The organism is Glaesserella parasuis (assembly GCF_017352235.1).
GTDB lineage: Bacteria > Pseudomonadota > Gammaproteobacteria > Enterobacterales > Pasteurellaceae > Glaesserella > Glaesserella parasuis.
The window spans coordinates 1,588,994-1,614,256 of sequence record NZ_CP071487.1 but is presented as its reverse complement, the minus strand read 5'-3'; the positions used below and the strand labels follow the sequence as shown (position 1 = coordinate 1,614,256).

23 protein-coding genes, 1 other RNA gene and 2 pseudogenes are annotated in these 25,263 nt (G+C 40.3%); 11 read left to right on the top strand and 15 right to left on the bottom strand.

What is annotated here, in order from left to right; translation table 11 throughout:
* Positions 1-15: 15 nt before the first annotated feature.
* The 7 genes from mlaD to J1G47_RS08180 all read right to left on the bottom strand — a co-directional run bounded on the left by mlaD (position 16) and on the right by J1G47_RS08180 (position 5,653).
* On the bottom strand, positions 16-525 hold the full coding sequence (gene mlaD / locus J1G47_RS08210; RefSeq protein WP_005710726.1) for an outer membrane lipid asymmetry maintenance protein MlaD: 510 nt from the start codon (positions 523-525) through the stop codon (positions 16-18).
* Positions 526-597: 72 nt separating this feature from the next.
* A complete protein-coding gene (gene mlaE / locus J1G47_RS08205) occupies positions 598-1,374 on the bottom strand; it encodes a lipid asymmetry maintenance ABC transporter permease subunit MlaE (RefSeq protein ID WP_005710728.1) in 777 nt (258 codons plus the stop codon).
* Complete coding sequence (gene mlaF, locus J1G47_RS08200) at positions 1,371-2,171, bottom strand: phospholipid ABC transporter ATP-binding protein MlaF (RefSeq protein WP_005710730.1); 801 nt, start codon at positions 2,169-2,171, stop codon at positions 1,371-1,373. The genes mlaE and mlaF overlap by 4 nt, the downstream gene beginning before the upstream one ends.
* A gap of 193 nt (positions 2,172-2,364) precedes the next feature.
* On the bottom strand, positions 2,365-2,955 hold the full coding sequence (dolP, locus tag J1G47_RS08195; RefSeq protein WP_005710732.1) for a division/outer membrane stress-associated lipid-binding lipoprotein: 591 nt from the start codon (positions 2,953-2,955) through the stop codon (positions 2,365-2,367).
* 20 nt (positions 2,956-2,975) lie between these two features.
* Positions 2,976-3,566 carry a D-sedoheptulose-7-phosphate isomerase gene (locus J1G47_RS08190; protein WP_010786681.1) on the bottom strand — a complete coding sequence of 197 codons (591 nt, stop codon included), beginning with the start codon at positions 3,564-3,566 and terminating at the stop codon, positions 2,976-2,978.
* Between the two features lies 1 nt (position 3,567).
* A complete protein-coding gene (locus tag J1G47_RS08185) occupies positions 3,568-3,912 on the bottom strand; it encodes a YraN family protein (RefSeq protein ID WP_012621889.1) in 345 nt (114 codons plus the stop codon).
* A gap of 1 nt (position 3,913) precedes the next feature.
* On the bottom strand, positions 3,914-5,653 hold the full coding sequence (locus J1G47_RS08180) for a penicillin-binding protein activator (RefSeq protein ID WP_026916918.1): 1,740 nt from the start codon (positions 5,651-5,653) through the stop codon (positions 3,914-3,916).
* Between the two features lie 90 nt (positions 5,654-5,743).
* On the opposite strand from J1G47_RS08180, the gene rsmI reads away from it, so the two are divergent.
* Positions 5,744-6,604: a 16S rRNA (cytidine(1402)-2'-O)-methyltransferase gene (rsmI, locus tag J1G47_RS08175; protein WP_160404788.1), complete on the top strand. Its 861-nt coding sequence runs from the start codon at positions 5,744-5,746 to the stop codon at positions 6,602-6,604.
* Between the two features lie 176 nt (positions 6,605-6,780).
* Positions 6,781-7,266 (top strand): Dps family protein, encoded by a 486-nt coding sequence (locus J1G47_RS08170; protein ID WP_010786684.1) that lies wholly within the window; start codon positions 6,781-6,783, stop codon positions 7,264-7,266.
* A gap of 195 nt (positions 7,267-7,461) precedes the next feature.
* Here the strand turns inward: J1G47_RS08170 and J1G47_RS08165 are convergent, their stop codons facing one another.
* Complete coding sequence (locus tag J1G47_RS08165; RefSeq protein ID WP_075605437.1) at positions 7,462-8,301, bottom strand: DUF72 domain-containing protein; 840 nt, start codon at positions 8,299-8,301, stop codon at positions 7,462-7,464.
* A 95-nt stretch (positions 8,302-8,396) separates the two neighbouring features.
* Positions 8,397-10,973, bottom strand: a complete 2,577-nt coding sequence (locus J1G47_RS08160; RefSeq protein ID WP_012621894.1) for an autotransporter outer membrane beta-barrel domain-containing protein — start codon at positions 10,971-10,973, stop codon at positions 8,397-8,399.
* 225 nt (positions 10,974-11,198) lie between these two features.
* On the opposite strand from J1G47_RS08160, the gene purB reads away from it, so the two are divergent.
* The 7 genes and pseudogenes from purB to J1G47_RS08125 form a co-directional block, all read left to right on the top strand.
* Entirely contained in the window at positions 11,199-12,566 is a 1,368-nt protein-coding gene (purB, locus tag J1G47_RS08155; RefSeq protein ID WP_075592211.1) for an adenylosuccinate lyase, read from the top strand.
* Positions 12,567-12,716: 150 nt separating this feature from the next.
* The gene (locus J1G47_RS08150) at positions 12,717-13,664 is read left to right on the top strand and encodes a 2-hydroxyacid dehydrogenase (RefSeq protein WP_207326566.1); all 948 of its coding nucleotides are present in this window, start codon (positions 12,717-12,719) and stop codon (positions 13,662-13,664) included.
* An 84-nt stretch (positions 13,665-13,748) separates the two neighbouring features.
* A complete protein-coding gene (gene sodC / locus J1G47_RS08145; RefSeq protein WP_261557453.1) occupies positions 13,749-14,231 on the top strand; it encodes a superoxide dismutase [Cu-Zn] SodC in 483 nt (160 codons plus the stop codon).
* Positions 14,232-14,315: 84 nt separating this feature from the next.
* The gene (locus J1G47_RS08140; RefSeq protein WP_035522891.1) at positions 14,316-15,497 is read left to right on the top strand and encodes a lipoprotein-releasing ABC transporter permease subunit; all 1,182 of its coding nucleotides are present in this window, start codon (positions 14,316-14,318) and stop codon (positions 15,495-15,497) included.
* Positions 15,490-16,146, top strand: a complete 657-nt coding sequence (gene yczE, locus J1G47_RS08135) for a membrane protein YczE (protein ID WP_207326565.1) — start codon at positions 15,490-15,492, stop codon at positions 16,144-16,146. Before J1G47_RS08140 ends, yczE begins: the two co-directional genes overlap by 8 nt.
* An 88-nt stretch (positions 16,147-16,234) precedes the next feature.
* Positions 16,235-16,417 carry a hypothetical protein gene (locus J1G47_RS08130; RefSeq protein WP_016528517.1) on the top strand — a complete coding sequence of 61 codons (183 nt, stop codon included), beginning with the start codon at positions 16,235-16,237 and terminating at the stop codon, positions 16,415-16,417.
* Positions 16,384-16,854, top strand: a pseudogene (locus tag J1G47_RS08125) (IS256 family transposase); the annotation flags it as partial. The gene J1G47_RS08130 and the pseudogene J1G47_RS08125, both read left to right, overlap by 34 nt.
* Before the next feature lie 46 nt (positions 16,855-16,900).
* On the opposite strand, the gene J1G47_RS08120 reads toward J1G47_RS08125, so the two are convergent.
* The 6 genes and pseudogenes from J1G47_RS08120 to J1G47_RS08095 form a co-directional block, all read right to left on the bottom strand.
* The gene (locus J1G47_RS08120) at positions 16,901-17,476 is read right to left on the bottom strand and encodes a Panacea domain-containing protein (protein WP_005714495.1); all 576 of its coding nucleotides are present in this window, start codon (positions 17,474-17,476) and stop codon (positions 16,901-16,903) included.
* 173 nt (positions 17,477-17,649) lie between these two features.
* A pseudogene (locus J1G47_RS08115) lies at positions 17,650-18,550 on the bottom strand (integrase arm-type DNA-binding domain-containing protein).
* Positions 18,551-18,714: 164 nt separating this feature from the next.
* Positions 18,715-19,079: a transfer-messenger RNA gene (gene ssrA / locus J1G47_RS08110) on the bottom strand.
* A 98-nt stretch (positions 19,080-19,177) separates the two neighbouring features.
* Positions 19,178-20,269 carry a redox-regulated ATPase YchF gene (gene ychF, locus J1G47_RS08105; RefSeq protein ID WP_207326564.1) on the bottom strand — a complete coding sequence of 364 codons (1,092 nt, stop codon included), beginning with the start codon at positions 20,267-20,269 and terminating at the stop codon, positions 19,178-19,180.
* Between the two features lie 48 nt (positions 20,270-20,317).
* On the bottom strand, positions 20,318-21,289 hold the full coding sequence (locus tag J1G47_RS08100) for an IS110 family transposase (protein ID WP_012621529.1): 972 nt from the start codon (positions 21,287-21,289) through the stop codon (positions 20,318-20,320).
* Between the two features lie 360 nt (positions 21,290-21,649).
* Positions 21,650-21,943 carry a helix-turn-helix domain-containing protein gene (locus tag J1G47_RS08095; protein WP_010786358.1) on the bottom strand — a complete coding sequence of 98 codons (294 nt, stop codon included), beginning with the start codon at positions 21,941-21,943 and terminating at the stop codon, positions 21,650-21,652.
* A gap of 154 nt (positions 21,944-22,097) precedes the next feature.
* Between J1G47_RS08095 and leuS the strand changes: the two genes are divergently transcribed.
* Complete coding sequence (gene leuS, locus J1G47_RS08090; RefSeq protein WP_207326856.1) at positions 22,098-24,683, top strand: leucine--tRNA ligase; 2,586 nt, start codon at positions 22,098-22,100, stop codon at positions 24,681-24,683.
* A gap of 82 nt (positions 24,684-24,765) precedes the next feature.
* Positions 24,766-25,260 carry an LPS-assembly lipoprotein LptE gene (locus J1G47_RS08085; RefSeq protein WP_005712977.1) on the top strand — a complete coding sequence of 165 codons (495 nt, stop codon included), beginning with the start codon at positions 24,766-24,768 and terminating at the stop codon, positions 25,258-25,260.
* Positions 25,261-25,263: the final 3 nt, after the last annotated feature.

The following is a 25,263-nucleotide window of genomic DNA, read 5'->3' as shown; positions in this document are numbered from 1 at the left end:
TTTAAAAGTGAGCAATTATTCCGCTTTAGGTTCAGCGGTGTCTTCTGTTTTGTCAGATTTCTTATCACCATATAAGAACTGACCGATTAAATCTTCCAGTACCATTGCTGAGTTGGTATCAGCAAAGCTATCCCCCTCTTTGAGCATTGCTGTTTCTCCTTCAAGGACAAAGCCCACATTCAGTGCAATGTACTGCTCGCCCAGTAAGCCTGCTGTTTTAATAGAAAGAGAACTTGTATCAGGAATTTGATTAAATTCTTCATTAATAGCAAGGGTGACTTTCGGGGTGTAGGTTTTAGGATCGAGTTGAATATCAGATACTCGTCCAATTACTACACCGCCAACTTTAATTGGCGCACGGACTTTTAGTCCTCCAATGTTATCAAAAGTTGCATAGAGTGAGTAGCTTTTTTCCGAAGAGAAGCCTTGTACGTTGGCAACTCGTAAGCCCAAAAAGACTAAAGCTCCTAATCCAAGAAGTACAAATAAGCCTACCCAAAATTCATATTTAATTGATTGACGCATAATTTTTCCTATTCAAATACACTAACAAGCGGTGTATTTTGTCTGCTATTTTACAATAATACCTTTGCTTGTTTAACCGCCGAACATAATTGCCGTTAAAATAAAATCAAGCCCTAAAATAACCAGTGAAGCGTGAACGACGGTTCTTGTTGTTGCTTGGCTAATCCCCTCTGAGGTTGGTAGGGCATCATAGCCATTAAAGAGTGCAATCCATACCACAGCAAAGGCAAAAACAATACTTTTAATAAAGCCATTGAGCAGATCGCCCATTGTCACGGTACTTTGCATTACTGACCAAAAGCTACCTACATCGACCCCTTTCCAATCTACGCCAACGAGTGAGCCCCCCCAAATACCGATAGCAGTAAAAATCACCGCTAAAATCGGCATTGCAATAATGCCCGCCCAAAAACGTGGGGCGATAACACGACGTAGCGGATCGACGGCCATCATTTCTAAACTTGAGAGCTGTTCTGTTGCTTTCATCAAGCCGATTTCTGCAGTGAGGGCAGAGCCAGCTCGCCCAGCAAAGAGCAATGCGGTGACGACAGGGCCGAGTTCACGCAAGAGCGAGAGAGAAACGAGCTGTCCTAAGCTGGTTTCTGCCGAGAAATCGACTAAGACGACATATCCTTGTAAACCTAGCACCATTCCGATAAATAAGCCTGATAGCATAATAATCAGTAAGGATTGTACGCCCAAAACGTGTAACTGTTTGATAAATAAAGGGGTATGTTTACGAAATTCTGGCTTACCGACTAAAGCCCCCCACAACATAAAGGTGGCTCGTCCCATTGCTCTAATCGCCTGAATAACGGAAGCACCTATTGAGGATATAAACTCCATCATTGAAACAGTTCCTCCGTATAATTTTGAGCAGGATAGTGGAATTGCACTGGCCCATCTGCTTTTCCTGCTAAGAATTGAACCACTTGTGGATCTTGGCTTGCTAATAAACTTTCGGGTGTTCCTTCAGCAATAATGCGTTTATTCGCAATAATATAGGCGTAATCGGCAATACTTAGCACTTCATTCACATCGTGTGAAACGACAATTGAGGTTAAATTGAGTGCTTGATTGAGCTTTTTGATTAATTCGACGATAACGCCCATACTGATCGGATCTTGCCCTGTAAAAGGTTCATCATACATAATAAGATCGGGATCTAGAGCTATCGCTCGTGCTAATGCTGCACGGCGAGCCATACCGCCAGATAATTCTGAAGGCATTAGTTGTGCCGCCCCTCGTAGCCCAACGGCTTCAAGTTTCATCAAAACTAATTTACGGATTAACTCTTCGGGCAATTGGGTATGTTCACGAATAGGGAATGCGACATTATCAAAAGTTGATAGATCGGTAAATAATGCACCAGATTGGAACAACATTCCCATTCTTTGACGAAGTTGATATAAGGTTTTATTGTTTGCTTGGCAAATATCTTGCCCATCAAAGAGAATTTCACCATTTTCAGGTAAAATTTGCCCACCGATAAGGCGTAACAAGGTGGTTTTACCGATCCCTGATGGCCCCATAATCGCTGTGATTTTGCCTTTTTGCACTTGTAGATTTAGGTTGTCGTAAATCACACGTTCACCTCGTTTAAAGGTGAGGTTTTTTACTTCAACCAAATTTTTTATCTCACGCATTCGTTTTCTTCTAGTTTAAAAATACGATACCCTTTGAAAATTAAAGGGGGTATTGACTGAAAAATGGCTTGTGATAATTAATGAATGAGCAATTAAAGTCAATGTTCTTTAAAGTAATTGACAAAATTCCATTTACAAAAAAGCATATTGGCTCGAAGCATACCAATATGCTTAATGTTTAGCATTAATGTCTTTATTGTACGTAGGTAAACACTTTCACGACTTTGACGACCCCATCGACGTGACGAGCAACATTGGCAGCGGCATCTGCTTGACTACTTGATAAATTACCCATTAAGAATACTTCACCATTTTCAGTAATCACCTTGACATCTGTTGCTTTAACAGAGCCGTTCACAAAGAGTTTTGATTTAATTTTTGTGGTAATCCAGCTATCTTTGCTAATTTGTGCAACCCCAATTTTAGGGCCGATACGAACTTCGTTATAAACCGTAGATACGCCTTCTACCCCTGTAGCGATACTACTCGCCGAGTCTTTGGAAAAATCATTAGGGACTTGACCTATCAGCAGGACTTTGCCGTTATAAGAAACGACATTGATACGAGCTTCGCTGTTAAGTTGTTGATCTTTATTCAGATTATAAGCCACTTTTTCTTCCAGTGTTTCATCATCTAACTGACGACCTGCCGTTCTTGGATCCGTTGCAACCTTCGTTGCGACCGCTGCTCCACCTACAACAGCAGTGGCTAAACAACCTTGTAATGATAGAAATGTTAAGCCAAATAGGCTTGCAAGGGTAATGCGTTTAACGAGTTTTAACATAGTCCTCTCCTATTTCAATGTTAGTGTGATGTAGTTGGAAACAGCAGATTATCCACCAGCTCACAGATTAAATTCACGCAAAATTGATGTCCTTCAATAATTCGCATTTCATTAATTGATGGCATCTCAATATCCAGATCGGTATTATCAAGCAGTCCTTTTGTATGATCATTTAGACTACTGGTAAACGCAAAAATTTCCAAATTTTCGTTATTTGCACAATGTATCGCATTTAAGACCGCTTGTTCGTTGCCTAGTGGAGAAAATGCAATAAACAGATCTCCCTCTTTTGCAATCACTTGTAGCTGTTTACGAAAGATTTCATTGAGATCTTGATCTTGGTTTAAACAGCCCACGAGCATTCCATCAAATTGCAGTAAATGTGCCGATAAGCTAGGTCTTACAAGATCATATCGGTGTAACAAATTACTCACCAGCAATTGTGCATTGGCATAAGAGCGTCCATAGCCACAAACGATCACTTTATTGCCTCGCAACAAACAAGCTACGATACGATTAGCCGCTTCGTTTAATACTTTTGGCAGTAATTCCGCTGCGGCAATCTGAATTTGAATACTTTCACTAAAGCGATCTTGAATTTTTTCTAACATACTATCCTAAAAAATTTTTGATCCAAATAGGTGAACAATCACCTTCAAATGCCACAACATCAAAACGACAATTTGCCGTATCTAAAGATTGATTTCGTTGTGCAAGCCATAAATTTGCTGCTTTTTGCCATTTCTGTTGCTTGCGAAAATCAATACTTTCTACCGCAGAGCCAAAATAGGCATTTTTGCGTTGGCGAACTTCGACAAAAATCAAGGTATCGCCCTCTTGCATAATTAAATCCAGCTCGCCACATTTGAACTGCTGATTTTGGGCAATAAACCGCAAGCCATTCTTTTCTAAGAAAATTTTGGCTTGCTGTTCAAAATATGCACCTTGTGAACGCATATTAGTTTGCATCAACAATAGAACCGCCACGATATTGTAGCCAGTTCATTTCACGCTCAATATTACAATTTGGGCCTGCACTCAGTACGCCCGTTAATCCGTGAACTTTGTAACCTGGAATTTGACGGAATTCGTTGAATTTATTCGCAATAGACCAAGTGTCAGATCCCATTGCATATAAACGCATCATTGAAAAATCGCTTTCTACAATTTGCTCTGCTTTTTTATATTCGCTAGATGAAGGATCAGATAAAAGTGGAATTTCACTGAATTTCACTCCCTCCATCGTTAAACGGAAATCAGGCCCATTGTTTGGCGAGTTACTACGTGAAGAAGTATAAATTGGGAACTGATTAGCAAGCGGTGAGTTATCTAAACTTTGTTTCAAATCAGATAATTGCTCTGCTGTTCCTAACGCATATAAACCACTTCCCTGTCCAATTCCTGAACCTTGTAAAAGCGAGGTTACTTCAAAGGCTTGATTGTAGTAACGAATGTCTGTATCTCTATTGGTAAGCTGACGCCAACGTTGAGCAAAGGCTTCTGCAGAACGTGTGCCAAAATCGCCATTAGGTGCAACTACAACCGCATGCTGTAAGCCATCTTTCAGGAAACGTTCAGCCGCAGAACGTGCTTCTGCTTCTGGCGATAACCCGTAGTAGCACACTTTGGCGACAGCTCTTACATTTGGAGTAGAATTGAGTGCAAGAACATTGATATTGCTAATTTCAGGACTGGTTAGCATTTCATCTACTCTTGGTTTTAACAATGGACCGATAATAGTTTGAGCCCCTTGTTGCTTCGCCTGCATTAATAAATCATTAATAGGAGCACTATCAGTATCAAATACCTGAACTTGCATGGTTGTTGTGCCCTTAGCATCGTCAAAACCACGCTTGATGATTTCCCCTAAAATTTTTGCATCACCACTTAAAGGCAATAATAATGCCACGCCATTTAATTGGGTTTGTTGGAAAGAAGATACATTTCGCAATTCAATTGGAAGCAACAATACGGCTGAGTGATTAGGGTATTGCTGTTTCCACATTTCGATCACTTGAGGCAATTGTGCTGGATTAGACATATTTTGATTATAAGCAACCACTAAGGCTAACCAACCAGCTAATCCGATTTCACCAGGACCTGCCACCGCTTTTTCTAACATACCACGGTTAGCATTGCGTAACATCTCCCAAATTTTGTCATTATTCGCTTGGCGACTTTGAGTATCCGTCATATAGCGATCCATCAATGCTCTTGCATTAACTGCCGCAATGACATCATTTTGATTTTCAGCAATACGGGCTTGAGTTTGATACACACGCAGACGTTGAGATTGGCTTAATAGTGTTTGTGGTAAAGCTCTCAATACACCTTGAGCCTCTGAATTGTTCCCTTGTAATGCAGCTAATTGAGCAATTAAAAGACGATGTTCAAGTTTTTGCTCATCGTTTAGTTTAGCTACCAAAATCTCTGAAAAGGTATTCTGAGCTTCAACAACCTTATTTTCTTCAATTAACTTGCGAACAGCTAACAAACGATAACTTTGCTGTTCTTCAATATTGCGGCTCTGTTCGGCTTTATTGATATAAAATTCAGAGTTACCATAAGCCTCGTTTTTTAATGTTTCAGTCACTTTATTACCTGAACAGGCTGCCAACAACAAAGCAAGGGCAGTAGGAATAAAGATCGTTTTCATTTTTTGGCGAAAGCCATAACTTTGTACTAAAATAGTTGGCATCTTATTGCTCCATAAATTTGGCTATTATCTAGACTTAAGTTAGTCTGTGAATATTAGGCAGATCTTACTTATCAACTAAGCGAAAATCAAATGAAAAACGAATACTCACCTAAACAAATCGGTACATTATATATTGTTGCAACCCCAATCGGAAATTTAGAGGACATTACTCAGCGAGCCTTAAATACTTTTGCTGCCGTCGATCTTATTGCAGCAGAAGATACCCGCCATAGCGGTATTCTGTTAAGCCATTATGGTATAAAAAAACCTTTCTTCGCACTGCACGACCATAACGAACAACAACGTGCCACCGTGCTTGTCGAAAAATTACAACAAGGGCAAAACATCGCCTTAATTTCTGATGCCGGCACGCCATTAATCAGCGATCCTGGTTTCCATCTCGTTCGCCATTGCCGTCAAGCTGGCATTAACATTGTACCAATCCCAGGGGCTTGTGCTGCAATTACCGCACTTTGCAGTTCGGGTATTGCATCTGACCGCTTTTGTTTTGAAGGGTTCCTACCAGCAAAAAGTAAAGCTCGTTGTGACAAATTTAACGAATTAGCCACAGAGCCTCGCACACTCATTTTCTATGAGTCCACCCATCGCATTTTAGACTGCTTAACGGATATGCAAAGCGTGTTTGGTGGAGAACGCTATGTTGTAATGGCAAGAGAGCTAACCAAAACTTGGGAAACTATTCACGGTGACCCGCTTGCACAATTAATCGACTGGCTACAACAAGATAGCAATCGTATTAAAGGCGAAATCGTCTTAATCGTTGAAGGGAAAACTGCAGATGAAAGCGAAGAATTTTCTCCGCAAGCACTTAAATTACTCTCCCTATTAAGTGAAGAATTACCACTGAAAAAAGCGGCCGCAATTGTTGCAGACACTTTTGGCTACAAAAAAAATGCACTTTATCAATATGGGTTAGAGCATTTTAAATAAAAAAGAGTGCTTTTATTTAAGAAATAAAAATAATTCCTATCTAATTGTTTTAAAAAGAAATTATTCTCATTAAACTGATTGATTTTTTCTATTATATGAATAAATTATATTCATTTATTCAATTATTTTTTTAGGTTATAATCCGCCTCGCGGATCACATTATATAGGAGAAAAAAATGGTAAACTCTATCGGTTTAGACAAGGTTTCTGCTGAGAAATTAGCAAAAGAGTTAAATGGTTTATTAGCAAGCTACCAAGTGTTTTACACCAATGTGCGTGGTTATCACTGGAATATCAAAGGTGTAAGTTTCTTTGAATTACACGCAAAATTTGAAGAAATCTACGATGATTTAGTGGTTAAAGTAGATGAAATCGCAGAACGTATCTTAACCTTAGGTTATACGCCAGATAACGCATTTAGCCAATACTTACAAGTTTCACTTGTTAAAGAAGACATCGGTGCAAGTTCAGCACAACACTGCTTAACAGGTACTTTAGAAGGATTCCAAACTTTACTTAAACAACAACGTGAAATTTTAGCGTTAGCAAATGCTGCAGAAGATGAAGGTACAGCGTCACAAATGAGCGACTACATCAAAGAGCAAGAGAAATTAGTTTGGATGTTCTCATCAGCTGCAACTTGTGGTGTGTGCCAACAGTAATTTAAAATCTTCAAAGGACCTCTTTGGTAGTAAAACCACAGAGGTCTTTTTATTTTCTATAGAAATCGGCACAGTAGGCAAAAGTATTAGTTTTAATCATGTTCTCTAATTCTCTCCAATACTTTTGTCTCCACTTCTTTGTATAGCTGAAAAACAGGTAGAATATTACTAATAAATAACCACGGATTTCTCTTATTAAAACAAACTCTGCTGTCCACTCAAAAACTCAGGTGTCTCTTTTGCTTTAAATCCATAGCTCGCCAAATAGCCTTTCAGACTTTCGATATTGTAGAACGAATAGCTATTGGTTGTGTTTTGAAAATAGAGATAAAGCTGATCAAACTCTGCTTTTCGCTGATTTAACAATGTTGCCAGTTGTTGTAATTCGGTTTCGCTATAACGATAATCGTGGCGTTCTTGTGCCGATTGGGCTTTCCACCAGTGGGGATTGCGACCGTGTAATCGCAGGTAAGCGGTACGTTGGTTCGCATAAAACTGAAAGGCAGGCAAACCGATATTCTGCGGATAATCCACGTTACACCAAATCAAATTTTCCTTGCCGTGAAAATAATCCCGCACCGACTGCGTATGCCAACTGGCGTGGCGAAACTCAATGGCAAGGGGATAATCACTAAACCACGACACCAGCTCCGCCAGATAGTAACGATTGGCGTGCTGACGTTCAAAACTGGTCGGGAATTGCACAAATAAATTGGCTAAACAATGGCTATCACACAGAGGTTGTAACGCAGCCAAAAATGCCTGCGCTTGCTCGGCGGTAGCGGTACGTTTATGGCTAAAATCTTGATGCAGTTTCACCGAAAATTTTAATCTCCCTTCAGACTTTTCTAGCATACCTTGCACTGCCTTATAGCCAATCGGGGCGTGAAAGGTGCTGTTGATCTCAACGGTATCGTAATGCTGGCTGTAAACTGACAAAAAATCCGTTTTGTCCGTCCCAAACGGATAGAGCGTACCGACTAAATCCGTATCGCTATAACCGCCCGTACCGATGTAGATGTGGGGTGTGTTCATTAGGATGTAAGCCACTTCTATTCAACTCATGTCTACTATAATATTAAAAACGCAGTGGAAATCCCACTGCGTTTAACTTATTGATCTAATTGAAATTAAAATTTCCAATCTAACCCTAAAGTTATTTGATAACTTTGTTTATAGCCATTACCAAATAATTTATCTGCATCAAGATATAAATGGGTATTATTGCCTAGACGAGCTTTCATACCTAATCCTAAAGTTGTCCAAGTTCCACGATGATTGATATTATGTTGAACCCTGTCTGTGGCACTACGAATGATATGAATATCTTGTGTAGCGTTAAATTCTCTATGCATTGCGACTTTAGTATAGAAATTCAAAGTTTGATTGAGTTGATATTGTGCTTTAGCTCCAATACTACCAACTAAGCTGTTGATTTCGTCAGCCGTTACATTCAAGCCATTTCTAATATAGTTCGTAGAACTTAGGTGAGTATAGAATAACTGCGTATATGGTTCGATTTCCCAGCGGTTACTCAATTCAAAACCTTTACTATAAGCCAGTGATGCAGAATAGAGATTGTGATGATACGCCTGCGAAGCATTGGATTTTAGTTCATTAGATGCTCTTGCCATTCTCACTGCGACATCTAAATAATGGCGATCTTCTGTTTCGTAAGCACCATATAACGCCATACCGTATGTTTGGGTTTTATATGTTTCAGAGAATTGAGCAAAGTTAGCTTTGCCTTTTTCAACATCTAAAGCGAAGCCAAAACGAGCTGTGCCATTATCCAACGCCGAGGATTTATCATAACCTACTTGTAATCCAAAATTGTTGAATTTATATAGATCCTGCGTTATTCGATCAGAGCTTGAATTAACCCATAACCTACCTGGCTCAGAAACCGTCGGGATCATGCCGTTTACCGTTGCAGTTAAATACGGATAAGCATTACTTGAACGGCTGTGTTCTAGTCTGTTTCGGATAGAATTTAATGCAAAGTTAGATACAACGGTGGCATAACGACTTTCCGCAATCGCTCGCTGTGTTTCCTGTTCTGCCGTGGTGATTGTGATTTTATTGTGGTTTGTAGATGTACTCGACGTTGTCGCTTGTTCACTTGTTGAAGCTACATCGCCCGTTGGTTGTGCTGGTGTAGATGTTGCAGTGTCAGAGCTAGAAGCCTCCGCTTGATCGTCTGTTTGAGCTGTATCTGTTGGCGATGTTATATCTGACGAACCAGTTTGTTCGCCTGTTGTTGCTGGTGTGCTATCCGTAGGTGTAGCAGGGGGTACATCAGTATTACTGCTGTTAGTCGCTGTATCTCCCGTTGTAGCAGGCGGTGTAGTTTCATTGCTAGTTGCAGCTGTATCTGTTGGCGATGTTATATCTGACGAACCAGTTTGTTCGCCTGTTGTTGCTGGTGTGCTATCCGTAGGTTTAGCAGGGGTTACATCAGTATTACTGCTGTCAGTAGTTGTATTTTCTGATACAGGTTGAGTTACTTCTGTTTTTAGCTTCACAACATAGCTGCCATTTTCTCCTACTAAAGTGCTGCCATTAGGAAGACTAACGTTATTATCTTTATCTTCTGTATTAATAGTCAATTCACCAGTAATATTACCATTAATCAAAAGAGCATTGTCCCGAACGATAGTGATATTACTATTATTACCATTGGTATGGATATTATTTAACATCAAACTAGTCTTAGCGATGTCACCAAAAGCATCTTTACTCGCCACTGTAGTGATTGCGGATTGATTATTCAGAGTTAAGGTTTCTGAAACAGATAAATTCTTATCCAAAGTAATACGGCTATTATTTAATGTTAAATCTTTAACATCTTGTAAAGTGATAGCAGTTTCAGGATTGATGTTATTTAACGTAACAGAAACATTTGTAGCTTCTCCCGTATAAATTTTAGTGATAGCATTTGATGAACTAGAGAAATTAATAGCTCTGTTATGTTCTTGATCATTATTCATTCCAGCTAGATACACCGCACCACTATATATATCCTCTTCTCCTTCTCTCTCAAATATTACCTGATTAACAAAGCTGACATTTTCCCCTAAACTAATCGTTACTGGGGTGTCAGTATTTGAATTGTTATTGCCTATAACAACCACTGAAGATAATATTGTTTCTGTTGGGTGAGCATTTGTCACTACAAGAGCATCGTGTCCATTATTATTTTTTGTTGGATCAATATTTCCAAGTAAAATCATTGGGCGAGTATCTGCAGGTTCACCATTAACATTCGTTCTAACATTATCCAAGATCAATTTATTTCCATTGGTCACAATATAGGTAGATGCTGCTTTTAAATTATTAAATCCAGAACCAAAAATATTGTTTAAATCTCGACTAGGTTTTAAGGATAAATTCACATTTGAAAAAGTCACATCTTTTCCTAATGATAAATTATAACCTTCAAAATGTAGGCGATTTCCTTGCCCATCAATTGTTATTTTTTTATCAAAACTAAAAAAGCCACTGCCACGCATTAATTGAATATCGCCAGCTAAACGAATAGTATCTCCGTCATTAGCCTGTTCGAGAGCACGTCTGAATTGTGCTTCGCTGTCATTAATAGAGCTACCTGTAACAGTATACGTTTGAGCATTCGCATAATTCATTTCAGGAATAGGGGATAAACATAATAAGATAGCTAACGCTAAGGGGGATTTTCGGAAATGCATAGATGATCCTTAGGAAGATAGAAAAAAACGATTAATTCTAATGAGTTTTACCAAGAGAGTAAAACACTATGATGGCTAGAAATTATACTTTTTACTATTTTGCTATATGTTAAAGCTATCAAAATACGATATAAAATTGATAAAACCACAACAAACTAATGAAATTCCTCGCAAAAAATGCTACATTTCTCAGGTTGATTTTTATTTATGTACGGAGAAACCTGAATGGAACTGACCGCTTTAACAGCGTTATCCCCTATTGATGGTCGTTATCAAGATAAAGCGACTGCACTTCGCCCTATTTTCAGTGAATTTGGCTTACTTAAATTTCGTGTTACCGTAGAAGTTCGTTGGTTACAAAAACTGGCTTCTCACGCACAAATCAACGAAGTTTCAGTTTTATCTAAAGACGCAAACGATTACTTAAATCAGATTGTCGAACATTTTTCGATTGAAGATGCTGAGCGTATTAAAACGATTGAGCGTACCACAAACCACGATGTCAAAGCCGTTGAGTATTTCTTAAAAGAGAAGTGTGAAGCCTTGCCTGAACTGCAAAAAATCAATGAATTTATTCACTTTGCTTGTACTTCTGAAGACATTAACAATACTTCTCACGCCTTGATGCTCAAGACAGCACGAGAAGAAGTTTTGTTGCCTGAGTGGAAAAAAGTGATTGATGCCGTTGTGGAATTGGCTCACCGTTACAAAGATATTCCGTTACTTTCTCGCACACACGGTCAGCCTGCCAGCCCAACTACGATTGGTAAAGAGATGGCGAATGTGGCGTATCGTTTAAAACGTCAATATAAGCAATTAGAAAACTTAGAGATTTTGGCGAAAATTAACGGTGCGGTTGGAAATTATAATGCTCATCTATCCGCTTACCCTGAAGTTGATTGGCACACCTTTAGCCAAGAGTTTATTCAATCTTTAGGGGTAACTTGGAACCCATACACCACTCAAATTGAACCGCACGATTACATTGCGGAATTTTTTGATTGTGTCGCTCGCTTTAATACGATTGTGATTGATTTTGACCGTGATATGTGGGGCTATATTGCGTTAAATCACTTTAAACAACGTACGATTGCAGGTGAAATTGGCTCTTCAACAATGCCACATAAAGTTAATCCAATTGACTTTGAAAACTCAGAAGGCAACTTGGGGTTAGCCAATGCAGTAATGAACCATTTAGGGCAAAAATTACCGATTTCTCGTTGGCAACGTGATTTAACCGACTCAACGGTATTGCGTAACTTAGGTGTAGGTTTGGGTTATGCGTTGATTGCTTATGCTTCTACGCTAAAAGGGATCAGTAAATTAGAAGTTAATGAACAACATCTGCGAGATGAATTGGATCAAAACTGGGAAGTGTTAGCCGAGCCAATTCAAACGGTGATGCGTCGTTATGGTATTGAAAAACCGTATGAAAAACTCAAAGAGCTAACCCGTGGTAAACGTGTAGATGGCGAAGCGATGCGTCAATTTATTGATGGATTGGCATTGCCACAAGCAGAGAAAGATCGCTTAAAACAGATGACCCCTGCAAGCTATATTGGCTATGCGGTGGAACTTGTTGAAAAGCTATAACCTTTCTTCATAATAGTAGGAACACACTGCGTGTGTCCTACATTTTCGCTTTTCAAACTTTATATTCCATTCGTTTCGTAAATTTCTTGTTAAAACGCACCGCTTGTTGTATATTCACCCTTACTTTCTCTTTCCAAACAAGGAACTAATATGTTGAATATCGTTTTTCTTGACCGCACAGGCATTCCTGCCACTCACAACATTCCACGTCCGCCTTTTCCGCATAATTGGATTGAATACGATCGCACTTCTGCTGAAGAAACCTACGAGCGAGCAAAAGATGCCGATATTGTGATTACTAGCAAAGTATTATTTGGACGAGAGTTGTTAGCGAAATTGCCTAAACTGAAGCTTATTGCAATTACTGCGACAGGTACAAATAATATTGATCTCGTTGCAGCAAAAGAACTAGGCATTGCGGTGAAAAATGTAACGGGTTATTCCAGTGTGACAGTGCCAGAACACGTTTTAGGGATGATTTTTTCATTAAAACACAGTTTAATGAGCTACCATCGTGATCAAGTCACTAGTGACCGTTGGGCAACCTGTGGGCAGTTCTGCTATGTCGATTACCCGATTACTGACGTGCGTGGCTCCACCCTTGGCGTGTTCGGCAAAGGTTGTTTAGGGACAGAAGTCGGGCGTTTGGCAGAGTTAGTTGGTATGAATGTGCTTTATGCAGAACATAAGGGGGCAACGACTATTCGTGACGGCTATACCCCTTTTGAAGAGGTGTTAAAACAAGCAGATATTGTTACTTTACATTGCCCATTAACTGAAACGACCCAAAACCTGATTAATGCAGAGACCTTGGCATTAATGAAACCGACTGCGTATTTGATTAACACAGGTCGTGGCCCTTTGGTCGATGAAGCTGCTTTACTTGATGCCCTAGAAAATGGCACAATTGCAGGGGCAGCGTTAGATGTGTTAGTCAAAGAACCACCAGCGATTGATAATCCGCTTATTCAAGCGGCAAAACGTTTACCGAATTTATTGATTACGCCACATGTTGCGTGGGCGAGTGATTCAGCCGTCACAACTTTAGTTAATAAAGTGGCGTATAATATTGAAGAATTTGTCAAAACAGGCAAATAATTTGTGATTAACTTAGGAGTTCCTATGAAAAAAACAGTTTTAACCCTTGCTTTAACCGCACTTTTCGGATTTTCAACTTCAGCTATGGCAAATTCAGCTGATCAAATTGAAGTGAAAGTTCAGCAGCTTGATCCACAAAATGGCAACAAAGATGTGGGAACAGTGACGATTACCAAATCGCCTTACGGTTTAGTATTTACCCCAAATCTTAAAGGATTATCACACGGCTTACACGGTTTCCATATTCATGAAAACCCAAGCTGTGAACCAAAAGAGAAAGATGGAAAATTAGTTGCAGGCTTAGGTGCAGGCGGTCACTGGGATCCTAAAGGGGCGAAAAAACACGGTTATCCTTGGTCTGATGAAGCCCATTTAGGTGATTTACCTGCTTTAGCGGTTGATCATGATGGTAATGCAACTAACCCTGTACTTGCACCACGCTTGAAAGAGCTTGATGAAGTTAAAGGTCGCTCGCTGATGATCCACGCAGGTGGTGATAACCATTCAGACCACCCAGCACCACTTGGCGGTGGCGGAGCAAGAATGGCTTGCGGTGTTATTAACTAATTTTTTGTTGATATAACAGAAATCTCTAAGACAAGCGGGTAGATTTTGGTAGAATTTTACCAATTTCTACTCGTATTAATTTTTATGAACTTAACAACTCCTTTATTTATTGCCTTTCGCTATTGGCGTTCTAAAAGTGGCGACCGTTTTGGTCGATTGGTCACAAACCTTGCAAGTCTAGGCATTGTGTTGGGTGTGATGGCTCTTGTGATCGTCCTGTCTGTGATGAATGGCTTAGAAAATATGCAGAAACGCAATCTGCTTTCTACCTTACCCCATGCGATTATTTCACCCATAGATGAAGCTTGGAGCAAAGAACAGCCGTTAAATTTGCCTACTTATGTGGAAAAATCTGTTCCTATTAGCCGTGCCAATGTGATGATTCAAAGTCAGCATGGCATGAATGCGGGGCAATTAATTGGCGTTGAGAAAAATAGCGATGATCCGTTATTAACGGAAGTAAGTGATTTATCAGAACGGTTACCAGCAGGCGATTTTAATGTGTTGATCGGTTCACGATTAGCCAATCAGTTAGATCTAAATGTGGGTGATAAAATCCGTTTGATGATTACAGAAAATAGCCAATATACTCCATTTGGTCGTGTGCCTGTTCAGCGTCTTTTTACTGTTTCAGATATTTATTATTCAAATAATGAAGCGAGTGCTTATACCTTATTTGCAAATTTGGCTGACTTTGGACGTTTGTTACGCACTGAAGAAGGCAAGAGCCAAGGTGTTCGTTTATTTTTAACTGATCCTTTTTTAGTCACGGAGTTACCTTCGGCATTTCCTGCTGATAAATGGCTGGTTAATGATTGGCGTGAACAGAAAGGAGAATTTTTCCAAGCGGTGAGAATGGAAAAAAATATGATGGGCTTATTGATTAGCCTGATTATTATCGTGGCTATTTCAAATATTGTGACATCATTAAGTTTAATGGTGGTTGATAAACAAGGGGAAATTGCGATTTTGCAAACCCAAGGATTAACCAAAGGACAAATAACACAAATTTTTGTGGCTCAAGGTGCAATTGTTGGGGTAATAGGTGCATTAGTCGGGGGAGTATTTGGTGTGTTAGCAACGGTTTACTTAGGAGATTTTATTCGCTTAATTAACCCTACGGGAATGATGTTGCCGACAGAGATTGTTTCAAAACAAGTCATGGTGATTGTACTTTCTTCGATTGTATTATCGTTGGTTTGCACACTGTATCCAGCCTATCGAGCGTCAAAAATCGAACCTGCGGAAGCATTACGCTATGAGTAGAAAATCACCTATTCCCGAAATGCCTTGGACGGCAAAACATCAATGGCAACTTAAACCCAGTTCACTCTGTGTGATCTCTATGGCAACCATTCTAATGGGAATTGCTGATGGATTATTAGTGTTGGCAAATTTAGGTTCAAGCCCGTGGACGGTTTTCTCACAAGGCGTAGCGTTACAAACGGGATTGTCTATCGGCACAGTGGTTGCCATTATCAGCGTTATCGTACTGCTACTTTGGATCCCACTTCAACTACGTTTCGGGCTAGGCACACTACTCAATATTTTTTGGATCGCTCTCTTTATTGATTTAACCGTACAATATGTGCCAGCCCCCGAAAGCCTATTATCACGCTTCATCCTAATGATAGGGGCTATTTTACTGTTTGGCATTAGCACAACCTTCTACCTTTCGTGCCACTTAGGTGCAGGGCCTAGAGATGGCTTAATGGTCGGAATGTGTCAGAAATACGGCTGGAAAGTAGGGATAGTTCGCACGACAATTGAAGTGACAGTATGTGTGCTTGGTTTTATCTTAGGCGGAACAGTCGGCGTTAGCACATTGTTTTTTGCCTTGTGTGTGGGTTGGATTATTCAATATACGGCAATGGTTTTGGATTGGGAAAATTTAAAGAAACGAGTTCAAAGATAAACTCTAAGATCTTTGGAATAGAGCCTCTCCCACAATTTGTGTAAATATCTGTTTCTGAGATAATACATTCAGACACAGGTATTTTATTATGAACGAAAAACAACTTCACGCCTTGGCAGCGGAATTTGCCAAAAATCTAAAAACACCGGAAGACCTCAATCAATTTTCACGGATGCTCAAGAAAATCACCGTCGAGGCTGCGTTAAATGATGAACTGACCGACCATCTTGGTTATCTAAAACGAAGATTCAGCTTTGCATTGTGCATTTAGTGCGTAACAGCTTGAAATTCGTTTCGTGGAAAGATTACAAAGCCGTCACCGCAGATTTAAAGCAGGTTTATCAGGCCCCGACGGAAGCACAAGCTCGCGAAAATCTGACCGCACTTTCGCAAAAATGGCAGGCAAAATACCCGCTTGTGGCGAAAGGCTGGGAAGATAACTGGGCAAATATTGCCACATTTTTTGATTATCCGGCTGATATTCGTAAAGCGATTTATACCACGAATGCTGTGGAATCGCTTAATAGCGTGATTCGTCGCGTGATTAAAAAACGAAATGTATTCCCGACGGATGATTCAGTTTTCAAAGTGATTTGGCTTGCGATTAAAGATGCATCAAAAAAATGGACAATGCCGATTCAGAACTGGAAACTGGCGATGAATCGATTTATGATTGATTTTGGTGATCGCCTAGACGATCACCGTTAAGTTGAAATGGGTGTTTACACAGAATTTGGGATAGGGTCCCCTACTGTCATATCGTTCCCTTAAAAAGTCTGTTGATTTGTTGCATTTCGGCTTGTTCCTCAAAGATTGCTTTGATTTGTTCTTTGCTCTTGCCTAAATGCTGTAATAGCTTTTCAAGGGTGATTTTCTTTGCTCCACCTTTAGGATCTTCCCATTCAGGCACAATGTCGGGATTATGCGTAAGCTCCACTAATGCGAACCTATCAAAATGTCCGTATTTCTCAAAAACACTGTCTAAAATATCCGTATCACTAAGAGAAAGCTCGCCCCAGAAATACTCATCTTTTTCATCTACTATTTTTGCAATGCTTACTTGATGATTTTCCTTATCGCTAATCCACTCTTCCCACGCTGTTTTTGTATGGTTTAAGGTTTCCCCACGAATAAGATTTAAGGTCTTAGATAGCACAGGTCCATAAGGTAAAGAGTAATATTCATCACCTGTAATAGAATGATCTCTTTCTAACCAACTTAAACGATCAGATAAATAAAGCAATTTCATCAATTTTATGTGATGCATTGTTCCGCCTGCTTTATGTAGCAAGTATGCCCCTGCTTGTGCTGTTTTTAATTCGTTGAACATTATGCTTTATCCTGTGGTATTTGTTACAATCGTTTACGCCCGTTTATGATTAGAGAGTTACTTTACTGATTTTTTAAACAGTTTCAAGGTTGTTTATTAGACTAAGCAATAACATTTGTTTTGCAGAAAAAAGTAATAAAAAAGCCTAGCTGTAAAACTAGGCTTAAACATCATCAAGCTACTTTCTTCAAATGATATTGTGGCAATGCCCCTTGAGAACATTCATCTATAAAATCCGCCCACGCTTGCAATATTTCAAAGCGTTGTTTGATGTAGTCCGCTCGATTGTATGCCATTCTAATTCGGTCTTGGTTTATATGTGGGCGTGTCATAGTAAGCAACTGCCACAAAATTAAATAGCGTGTCTGTAGCTGAATTTGAGCCGTATTCAACGTAAATAAAAACTCGCTCAGATCTTCGGGTTTGATCGTCTTAAAATGCTCTACAGTGGGGCTATCAAATTCTTTTGAAATATTGATTAAAGGGTTGTGTTGGATAATTTCCCTATGCAATGCGAACGTCATTATTTCATTCATCTTTTGAATAGCACGCTTTAACGTTTCCAACGTGCCTTTTTCTTGCAAAGGTTTGAAGGCTTTTAAAGCCATTGGAGCAGAGATTTGCGTAATAGGGTATTTACCAAAAGCTGGCAATAGTATTCGCTCAATTAGACTTTTTACATCTCTAGCGTAGCCCTGCGAGAAATTAGCCCGTGTTTGTCGCCCATTCGTACCACGCCCACGCTACATTCTCAAAGGTGTTATAGATTTCTGTCTGTTTGGCTTGCTCTATGGCTTGACGGTGAGTGTGTGGGTCTATATTTTGAGAAAGCAAAGATCTATATTCTTCCCTAATTTCCCTTGCTCTTGCCAAGTTTACATCAGGATAACTCCCTAAGCCTATTTCAGTTCTATTTTTTGTGTATGGTTTATAGTAATTAAAACGCCATAATTTCGCCCCATTTGGCTTTACAAGTAAAAACAAGCCTCCGCCATCAGTTAAAGGATATTTTTTATCTTTGGGTTTGGCGTTTGCTATTTCTGTGTTTGTAAGTGGTTTTGTAGTTCTAGCCATAACTGTCACCTTAGTAGGACGGCTTTTGATATATGTCAGAGTGATCCTACTAAAAGTCTATTATTTCCGTTTACGTCGAGTTACATTGAGAGAAACAAAAAAGCCTTGAAAGGTTGATTTTCAAGGCTTCTTGTTACGTTCGTTTACGTTGGTTTATGTCGATTTGGTGGAGCTGGGGGGATTTGAACCCCCGTCCGAAATTACTCCATCTTCAGCACTACACGTTTAGTCTAGTCTTTAATTTCGCTTACCCCCAGCGGACAGACACGCAAAGAATAAGCTAGTTTGATTTAATTTAGTGTTTCGATCCTCAAACGGCGGCGTCCACACGATCTCGTTTTGGGTGACTTATCGAACTCCTCGTCTTACGAGCGGAAGCTGAGGCGATAAGGCTATGAGCAGGTTATTAAGCTGCTAAAGCGTATTGTTCGTCGTTTGCGACTATTTTTTGCGGTTTGTTTACGAGGCCTACCGCACCTCGACGTGCACCTTGGACTTCGCTAATCCCGTCGAATCCAAGATCAGCCCCAAAAAGTCTGGCGATTGTAAAGGAAAGCGGTGAGATTTGCAAAAAATTTTTGTTACATATTTTTGAAAACTAATCTACTCAAAAGATGAATAAGTAGACTAAACATTAAAACGGAAATGCATTACATCGCCATCCTGAACGATATACTCTTTACCTTCTAAACGCCATTTACCTGCTTCTTTCGCGCCGTTCTCACCTTTGAATTGAATAAAATCTTCATAGGCAATCACTTCCGCACGGATAAAGCCACGCTCAAAGTCGGTATGAATAACCGCAGCTGCTTTTGGTGCCGTTGCACCAATAGACACCGTCCAAGCACGCACTTCTTTCACGCCTGCGGTAAAGTAAGTTTGTAAATTCAATAGCTTATAACCTGCACGGATTACACGGTTTAGACCTGGTTCTTCAATGCCTAAATCTTGTAAGAACTCGATTTTTTCATCATCGTCAAGTTCAGCAATTTCCGCTTCAATCGCAGCACAAACAGGCACGACTACCGCATTTTCTTTTGCTGCAATTTCACGTACTTGGTCTAAATAAGGGTTGTTTTCAAAGCCGTCTTCATTCACATTAGCAATGTACATGGTTGGTTTTAAGGTTAAGAAGTTATAACCTTTGATTGCGTGCAGTTCATCTTTATCCAGCACAACAGAGCGAATCATACCGCCAGCTTCTAAAGTCGGTAGGATTTTTTCCATAATTGACAGCTCAAATTTAGCGTCTTTATCGCCACCTTTGGCTTGTTTTTGTAAACGTTGAATAGCACGTTCACAGCTATCTAAATCCGCTAAAGCTAATTCCGTATTGATCACTTCAATATCATCAAGCGGATTGATTTTGCCAGCAACGTGTACGATATCATCGTTCTCAAAACAACGAACAACGTGACCAATCGCATCGGTTTCACGAATGTTCGCTAAGAATTTATTACCTAAACCTTCGCCTTTACTTGCCCCTGCAACTAAGCCTGCGATATCCACAAATTCCATTGTCGTTGGCAATACACGTTCCGGCTTAACGATTTCCGCTAACGCATCTAAACGTGGGTCCGGCATAGGTACAACGCCTGTATTTGGTTCAATAGTACAAAACGGATAGTTTGCCGCTTCGATACCTGCTTTGGTTAATGCATTAAAAAGAGTTGATTTACCCACATTTGGTAAACCGACAATACCACACTTAAATCCCATTTTATTTTCCTATTATGTAGCAACTGTGTTTACACACAAAAAAGTTATTCAATTTTGACCCACAGATTCTGTGGATAAGTAGCGTGTAGCATCCCATTTTTCATTGCGTCTAACCAACGCATTCATAATGGTTAGCAGTTTACGCATACACGCCATAATAGCGACTTTCTTCGCTTTGCCTTTTGCAACCAATCGGGTGTAAAAGGCTTTAAAAACAGGTTCAAAGCGAATTGCCGATAGTGCTGCCATATATAAGGCATTACGAACAATCGCTCGACCACCATAGCAAAAGGATTTTCCTTTCCATTGACCGCTTTCCTGTGGATGCGGAATAACGCCAACGAGTGAGGCAATTCTTTTGCTGCTTAGCTTGCCTAATTCCGGCAGGCTTGACATCATCACGGCGACGCAATTTTTGCCAACGCCTTTGATGTCTGAGATAAGGTCAGCTTTATCACTAAAATGCTTACTTTGGTCGTCGATATCTTTATCAAGTTCGGCGATTAATTTATCAAGCATTTCAATGTGTTGTTGGATATTGTCCAACTGGGTTTCGTGGCTTTGTTGCAAACGATTTAGCTCTGCTACTCGCATATCGACAAGCTGACGACGGCGAACCACAAGGGCTTCCAGCTGTTCTTCTTGCTCAGAAAGCGGAACATACAACTGATGCTCTACTTCGCCTTTAAGCTCACAAGTGAGCCCATAGAAAGCGAGATTAACCGCATCTTTTGCATCGGTTTTGGCTCTCGTTTGAGATTTTGCAAACTCACTGGCTTTCAGTGGATTAGCAATAAATACACGATAACCTGCTCGAGCAAGGGCTTTTGCCACGGGGATTTCTAATCCACCCGTTGCTTCAAGCGTTATCAGAGCCACATTAAACTGGCTTAAATAGTCCAAGGTATGTTGAATACCTTTGGCGTTATTGGTTTCGGTTTTGGTCTTTTTCTGATGGGAAAAACCAATCACGAAATTGCGTTTAGCAACATCAATACCACAATAAATCGGAGCGTTCATCGGTAACCTGCCTTGTATTCGGGTTTATATTTCAACTGTTCGGTTTTGCTGATGAAGTTATCCACGCCTACGCTACAGAACGAGTTTTAGCTCTAGGGACACCCAAGCTGTGGATAACGTTATGGTTTATGTTGCTAGTTTACTATAATTTTAATATACAAGGGACACACTGCGTGTGTCTGCTAAATATCATCAATACAAAATAGAACGGACACACGCAGTGTGTCCCTACGTGTAAATCATTGAAATTCGTAAATTTTTCAAAACAAAAGACCGCTTGCAAGCGGTCAGTTTTTCAAAATTTTTTGCAAGTTGCTTTACTCGCCCTAACAATCGGGCGGACGAAAAAGCCAGCGAATTTTAACACAAATCTAAATTTCTTTCAGTATTTTGATTGCTATTTTCTGGGTATTTCAATAACTGCCAAGCTGGACAAGAAAGTGCAGTTGCTAACTTTTCAATATTTGAAAGCGAAACGTTCCAGCGGCAACGTTCAACCGCTGAAACATAAGTTCTATCTAACTCACACTCATTCGCTAATCGTTCCTGTGACCAACCTTTTTGCACACGCAACGTTTGAATGTTGTAAGCCAAAATTTCCCTGAGATTTTCTCGATCAGGTAATTTTGCTGGGGCTTTAGGCTTTGCTGACATAGCCTAAAATACGAACAAATGACTAATTTACATCTACGGAGTTTGCTTCACTATTTAATTTTGTTTATACCGCGAACTTAATATCATTTCAAAAATCCCCATTTTTACGCTATTCTATACCGCAATTTTTCGACAAATTTGAGGAATGAAGATGATGCAACAACAATACAATCCGAGTGCGATTGAGCCTAAAGTACAGCAGTACTGGGCTGAAAATAAAGTATTCAAAGCAATTAAAGACGAAAGCAAACCGAAATATTACTGTTTATCTATGTTCCCATACCCTTCAGGTCGTCTGCATATGGGACACGTTCGTAACTATACGATCGGCGATGTGGTTTCCCGTCATCAACGTATGAACGGCAAAAATGTGTTACAACCAATGGGTTGGGACGCATTCGGCTTGCCTGCAGAAGGGGCAGCGGTAAAAAATAAAACTGCACCAGCAAAATGGACTTATGAAAATATTGAATATATGAAAAATCAGCTCAAGGCCTTAGGTTTTGGCTTTGACTGGGATCGTGAAGTGACCACTTGCCGTCCTGAATATTATAAATGGGAGCAATGGTTCTTCACTGAATTGTACAAAAAAGGCTTAGTATATAAGAAAACATCGACAGTAAACTGGTGTCCGAATGATGAAACGGTGTTAGCAAATGAGCAAGTCCACGAAGGCTGTTGCTGGCGTTGTGATACCCCTGTGGAACAAAAAGAAATTCCGCAATGGTTTATTAAAATTACTGACTATGCGGAGCAATTGTTAAATGACTTAGATCGTCTTCCGTTATGGCCAGATCAAGTGAAAACAATGCAACGCAACTGGATCGGTCGTTCTGAAGGGGTTGAAATTACTTTTAAAGTGAAAGGCACTGATCAAACCTTGCCTGTTTATACTACTCGTCCAGATACTTTCTTTGGTGTGAGCTATGTGGCAGTGGCGGCGGCTCACCCATTAGCAACCCTGGCAGCAGAAAACAATCCTGCATTAGCTGCCTTTATTCAAGAAGCGAAAAACACCAAAGTGGCGGAAGCGGATATTGCCACAATGGAGAAAAAAGGAATGGCAACAGGGTTGTTTGCTATTCACCCCTTAACAGGCGAAGAAGTTCCTGTCTGGGTCGCTAACTTTGTGTTGATGCACTACGGCACTGGGGCTGTAATGGCAGTACCTGCTCACGATGAGCGTGATTTTGAATTTGCACAAAAATACAATTTACCAATTAAACAGGTGATCGTACCGCTTGATGGTTCTGAATGGGATTTCAGCAAAGCGGCAATGACTGAACACGGTAAATTGATTAACTCTGCGGAATTTGATGGGTTAGATTTTGATGGCGCTTTCAAAGGCATTGCGGATAAATTAGAAGGAATGGGGATCGGTAAACGTCAAGTTAATTACCGCTTGCGTGACTGGGGCGTTTCTCGCCAACGTTACTGGGGGGCGCCAATTCCAATGCTTACCCTTGAAAATGGCGAAACTGTGACTGTACCAATGCAAGATTTACCTGTGGTGTTACCTGAAGATGTGGTGATGGACGGCGTGAAAAGCCCGATCAAAGCAGATCCAGAATGGGCGAAAACCACTTATAACGGTCAGCCAGCGTTAAGAGAGACAGATACTTTCGATACCTTTATGGAGTCTTCTTGGTATTATGCACGTTATGCGTCGCCACAATATCAACAAGGTATGTTAGACAAAGAAGAAGCAAACTACTGGCTACCTGTGGATCAATATATCGGCGGTATCGAACACGCAACAATGCACTTGCTCTACTTCCGCTTCTTCCACAAATTATTGCGTGATGCCGGTTTCGTGACTAGCGATGAACCGACAGAAAAATTACTCTGTCAAGGTATGGTGTTAGCGGACGCTTATTACTACACCAGCCCAACCAATGAACGTATTTGGGTGTCGCCAACAGAAGTGACAGTTGAACGTGATGAAAAAGGGCGTATTTTGAAAGCCTTTGACAAAGAAGGGCGTGCGTTGGTACACAGCGGTATGACCAAAATGTCGAAATCGAAAAACAACGGTATCGACCCACAAGAAATGGTGGAAAAATATGGTGCGGATACGGTGCGTCTATTTATGATGTTTGCTTCTCCTGCGGAAATGACATTAGAATGGCAAGAGTCTGGCGTAGAAGGGGCGAAACGTTTCTTAGGTCGTCTTTGGAACTTGGCTTATGAGTATGCACAATCGCCAGCCACTGTTGCATTAGATCCTACGGCATTAAGCAAAGAGCAAAAAGATTTACGCCGTGATGTACATAAAACCATTGCGAAAGTGAGTGATGACATCGGTCGCCGTCAAACCTTTAATACCGCAATTGCAGCAATTATGGAATTGATGAATAAGCTCACCAAAGCACCGCTTGTTAATGATCAAGACAAAGCCGTGATGGCTGAAGCATTAAATGCGGTGATCCGTATGCTCTACCCAATCACCCCGCATATCTGCTTTGAACTATGGCAAGCCTTAGGCAATGAGGGTTCAATTGACTTTGCACCTTGGGTGGTGGCAGATGAAAAAGCAATGGTAGAAGATGAAAAACTCGTTGTAGTGCAAGTAAATGGTAAAGTGCGTGGCAAAATTACTGTATCTGCAACCGCAACGGAAGGTGAAGTCAAGGCGATTGCGAAAGCCGATGAAAATGTGGCGAAATATCTTGAAGGCGTAGAAATCGTGAAAGAGATCTATGTACCGTTTAAGATGTTGAGTTTTGCGGTGAAAGCATAATAGTAGGGTGGGTTTTAACTCACCATCTAATCTACATCGTATATGCTGGGTCAAAACCCACCCTACAAAATAGGAATATGGTATGTTAAAAAAACTCTCTCTCATTTGTGTGCTATTTTTAACCGCTTGCGGTTGGCATTTTAAAAATAATGAACTCTTCCCAGAAGAGTTGCGTACCTTGAGTTTTGAAAGTGCGGATCAGTACAGCGATATGTCACGCATTTTGCGTAACCAAATGTTACTCAGTAACATTCAAATCGTGCCGAAATCCGCTGATGTTGCGAGTTTACGCTTAAACGCAACAGAAAGTAGCTCTCGTGTTGCGTCAGTCTTTAAACAAGCGCGTGAAGCTGAAAAAATCCTTAGCTTAACCGTAAAAGCAACGGTAACAATCCCAAATAAAGGGGCATATCCGATTGAAACTAGCGTTCATCGTACTTTCTTCGACGACTCTCGTGCCGCTTTAGCAAAATCAGAAGAACAAGAAAGTATTCAGCGTCAAATGTATGAACAAGCCTCTCGCCAGCTTCTTATTAAAGTCGCAGGATTACAAAAAGAGTTAGCAAATACGAAATAAGAT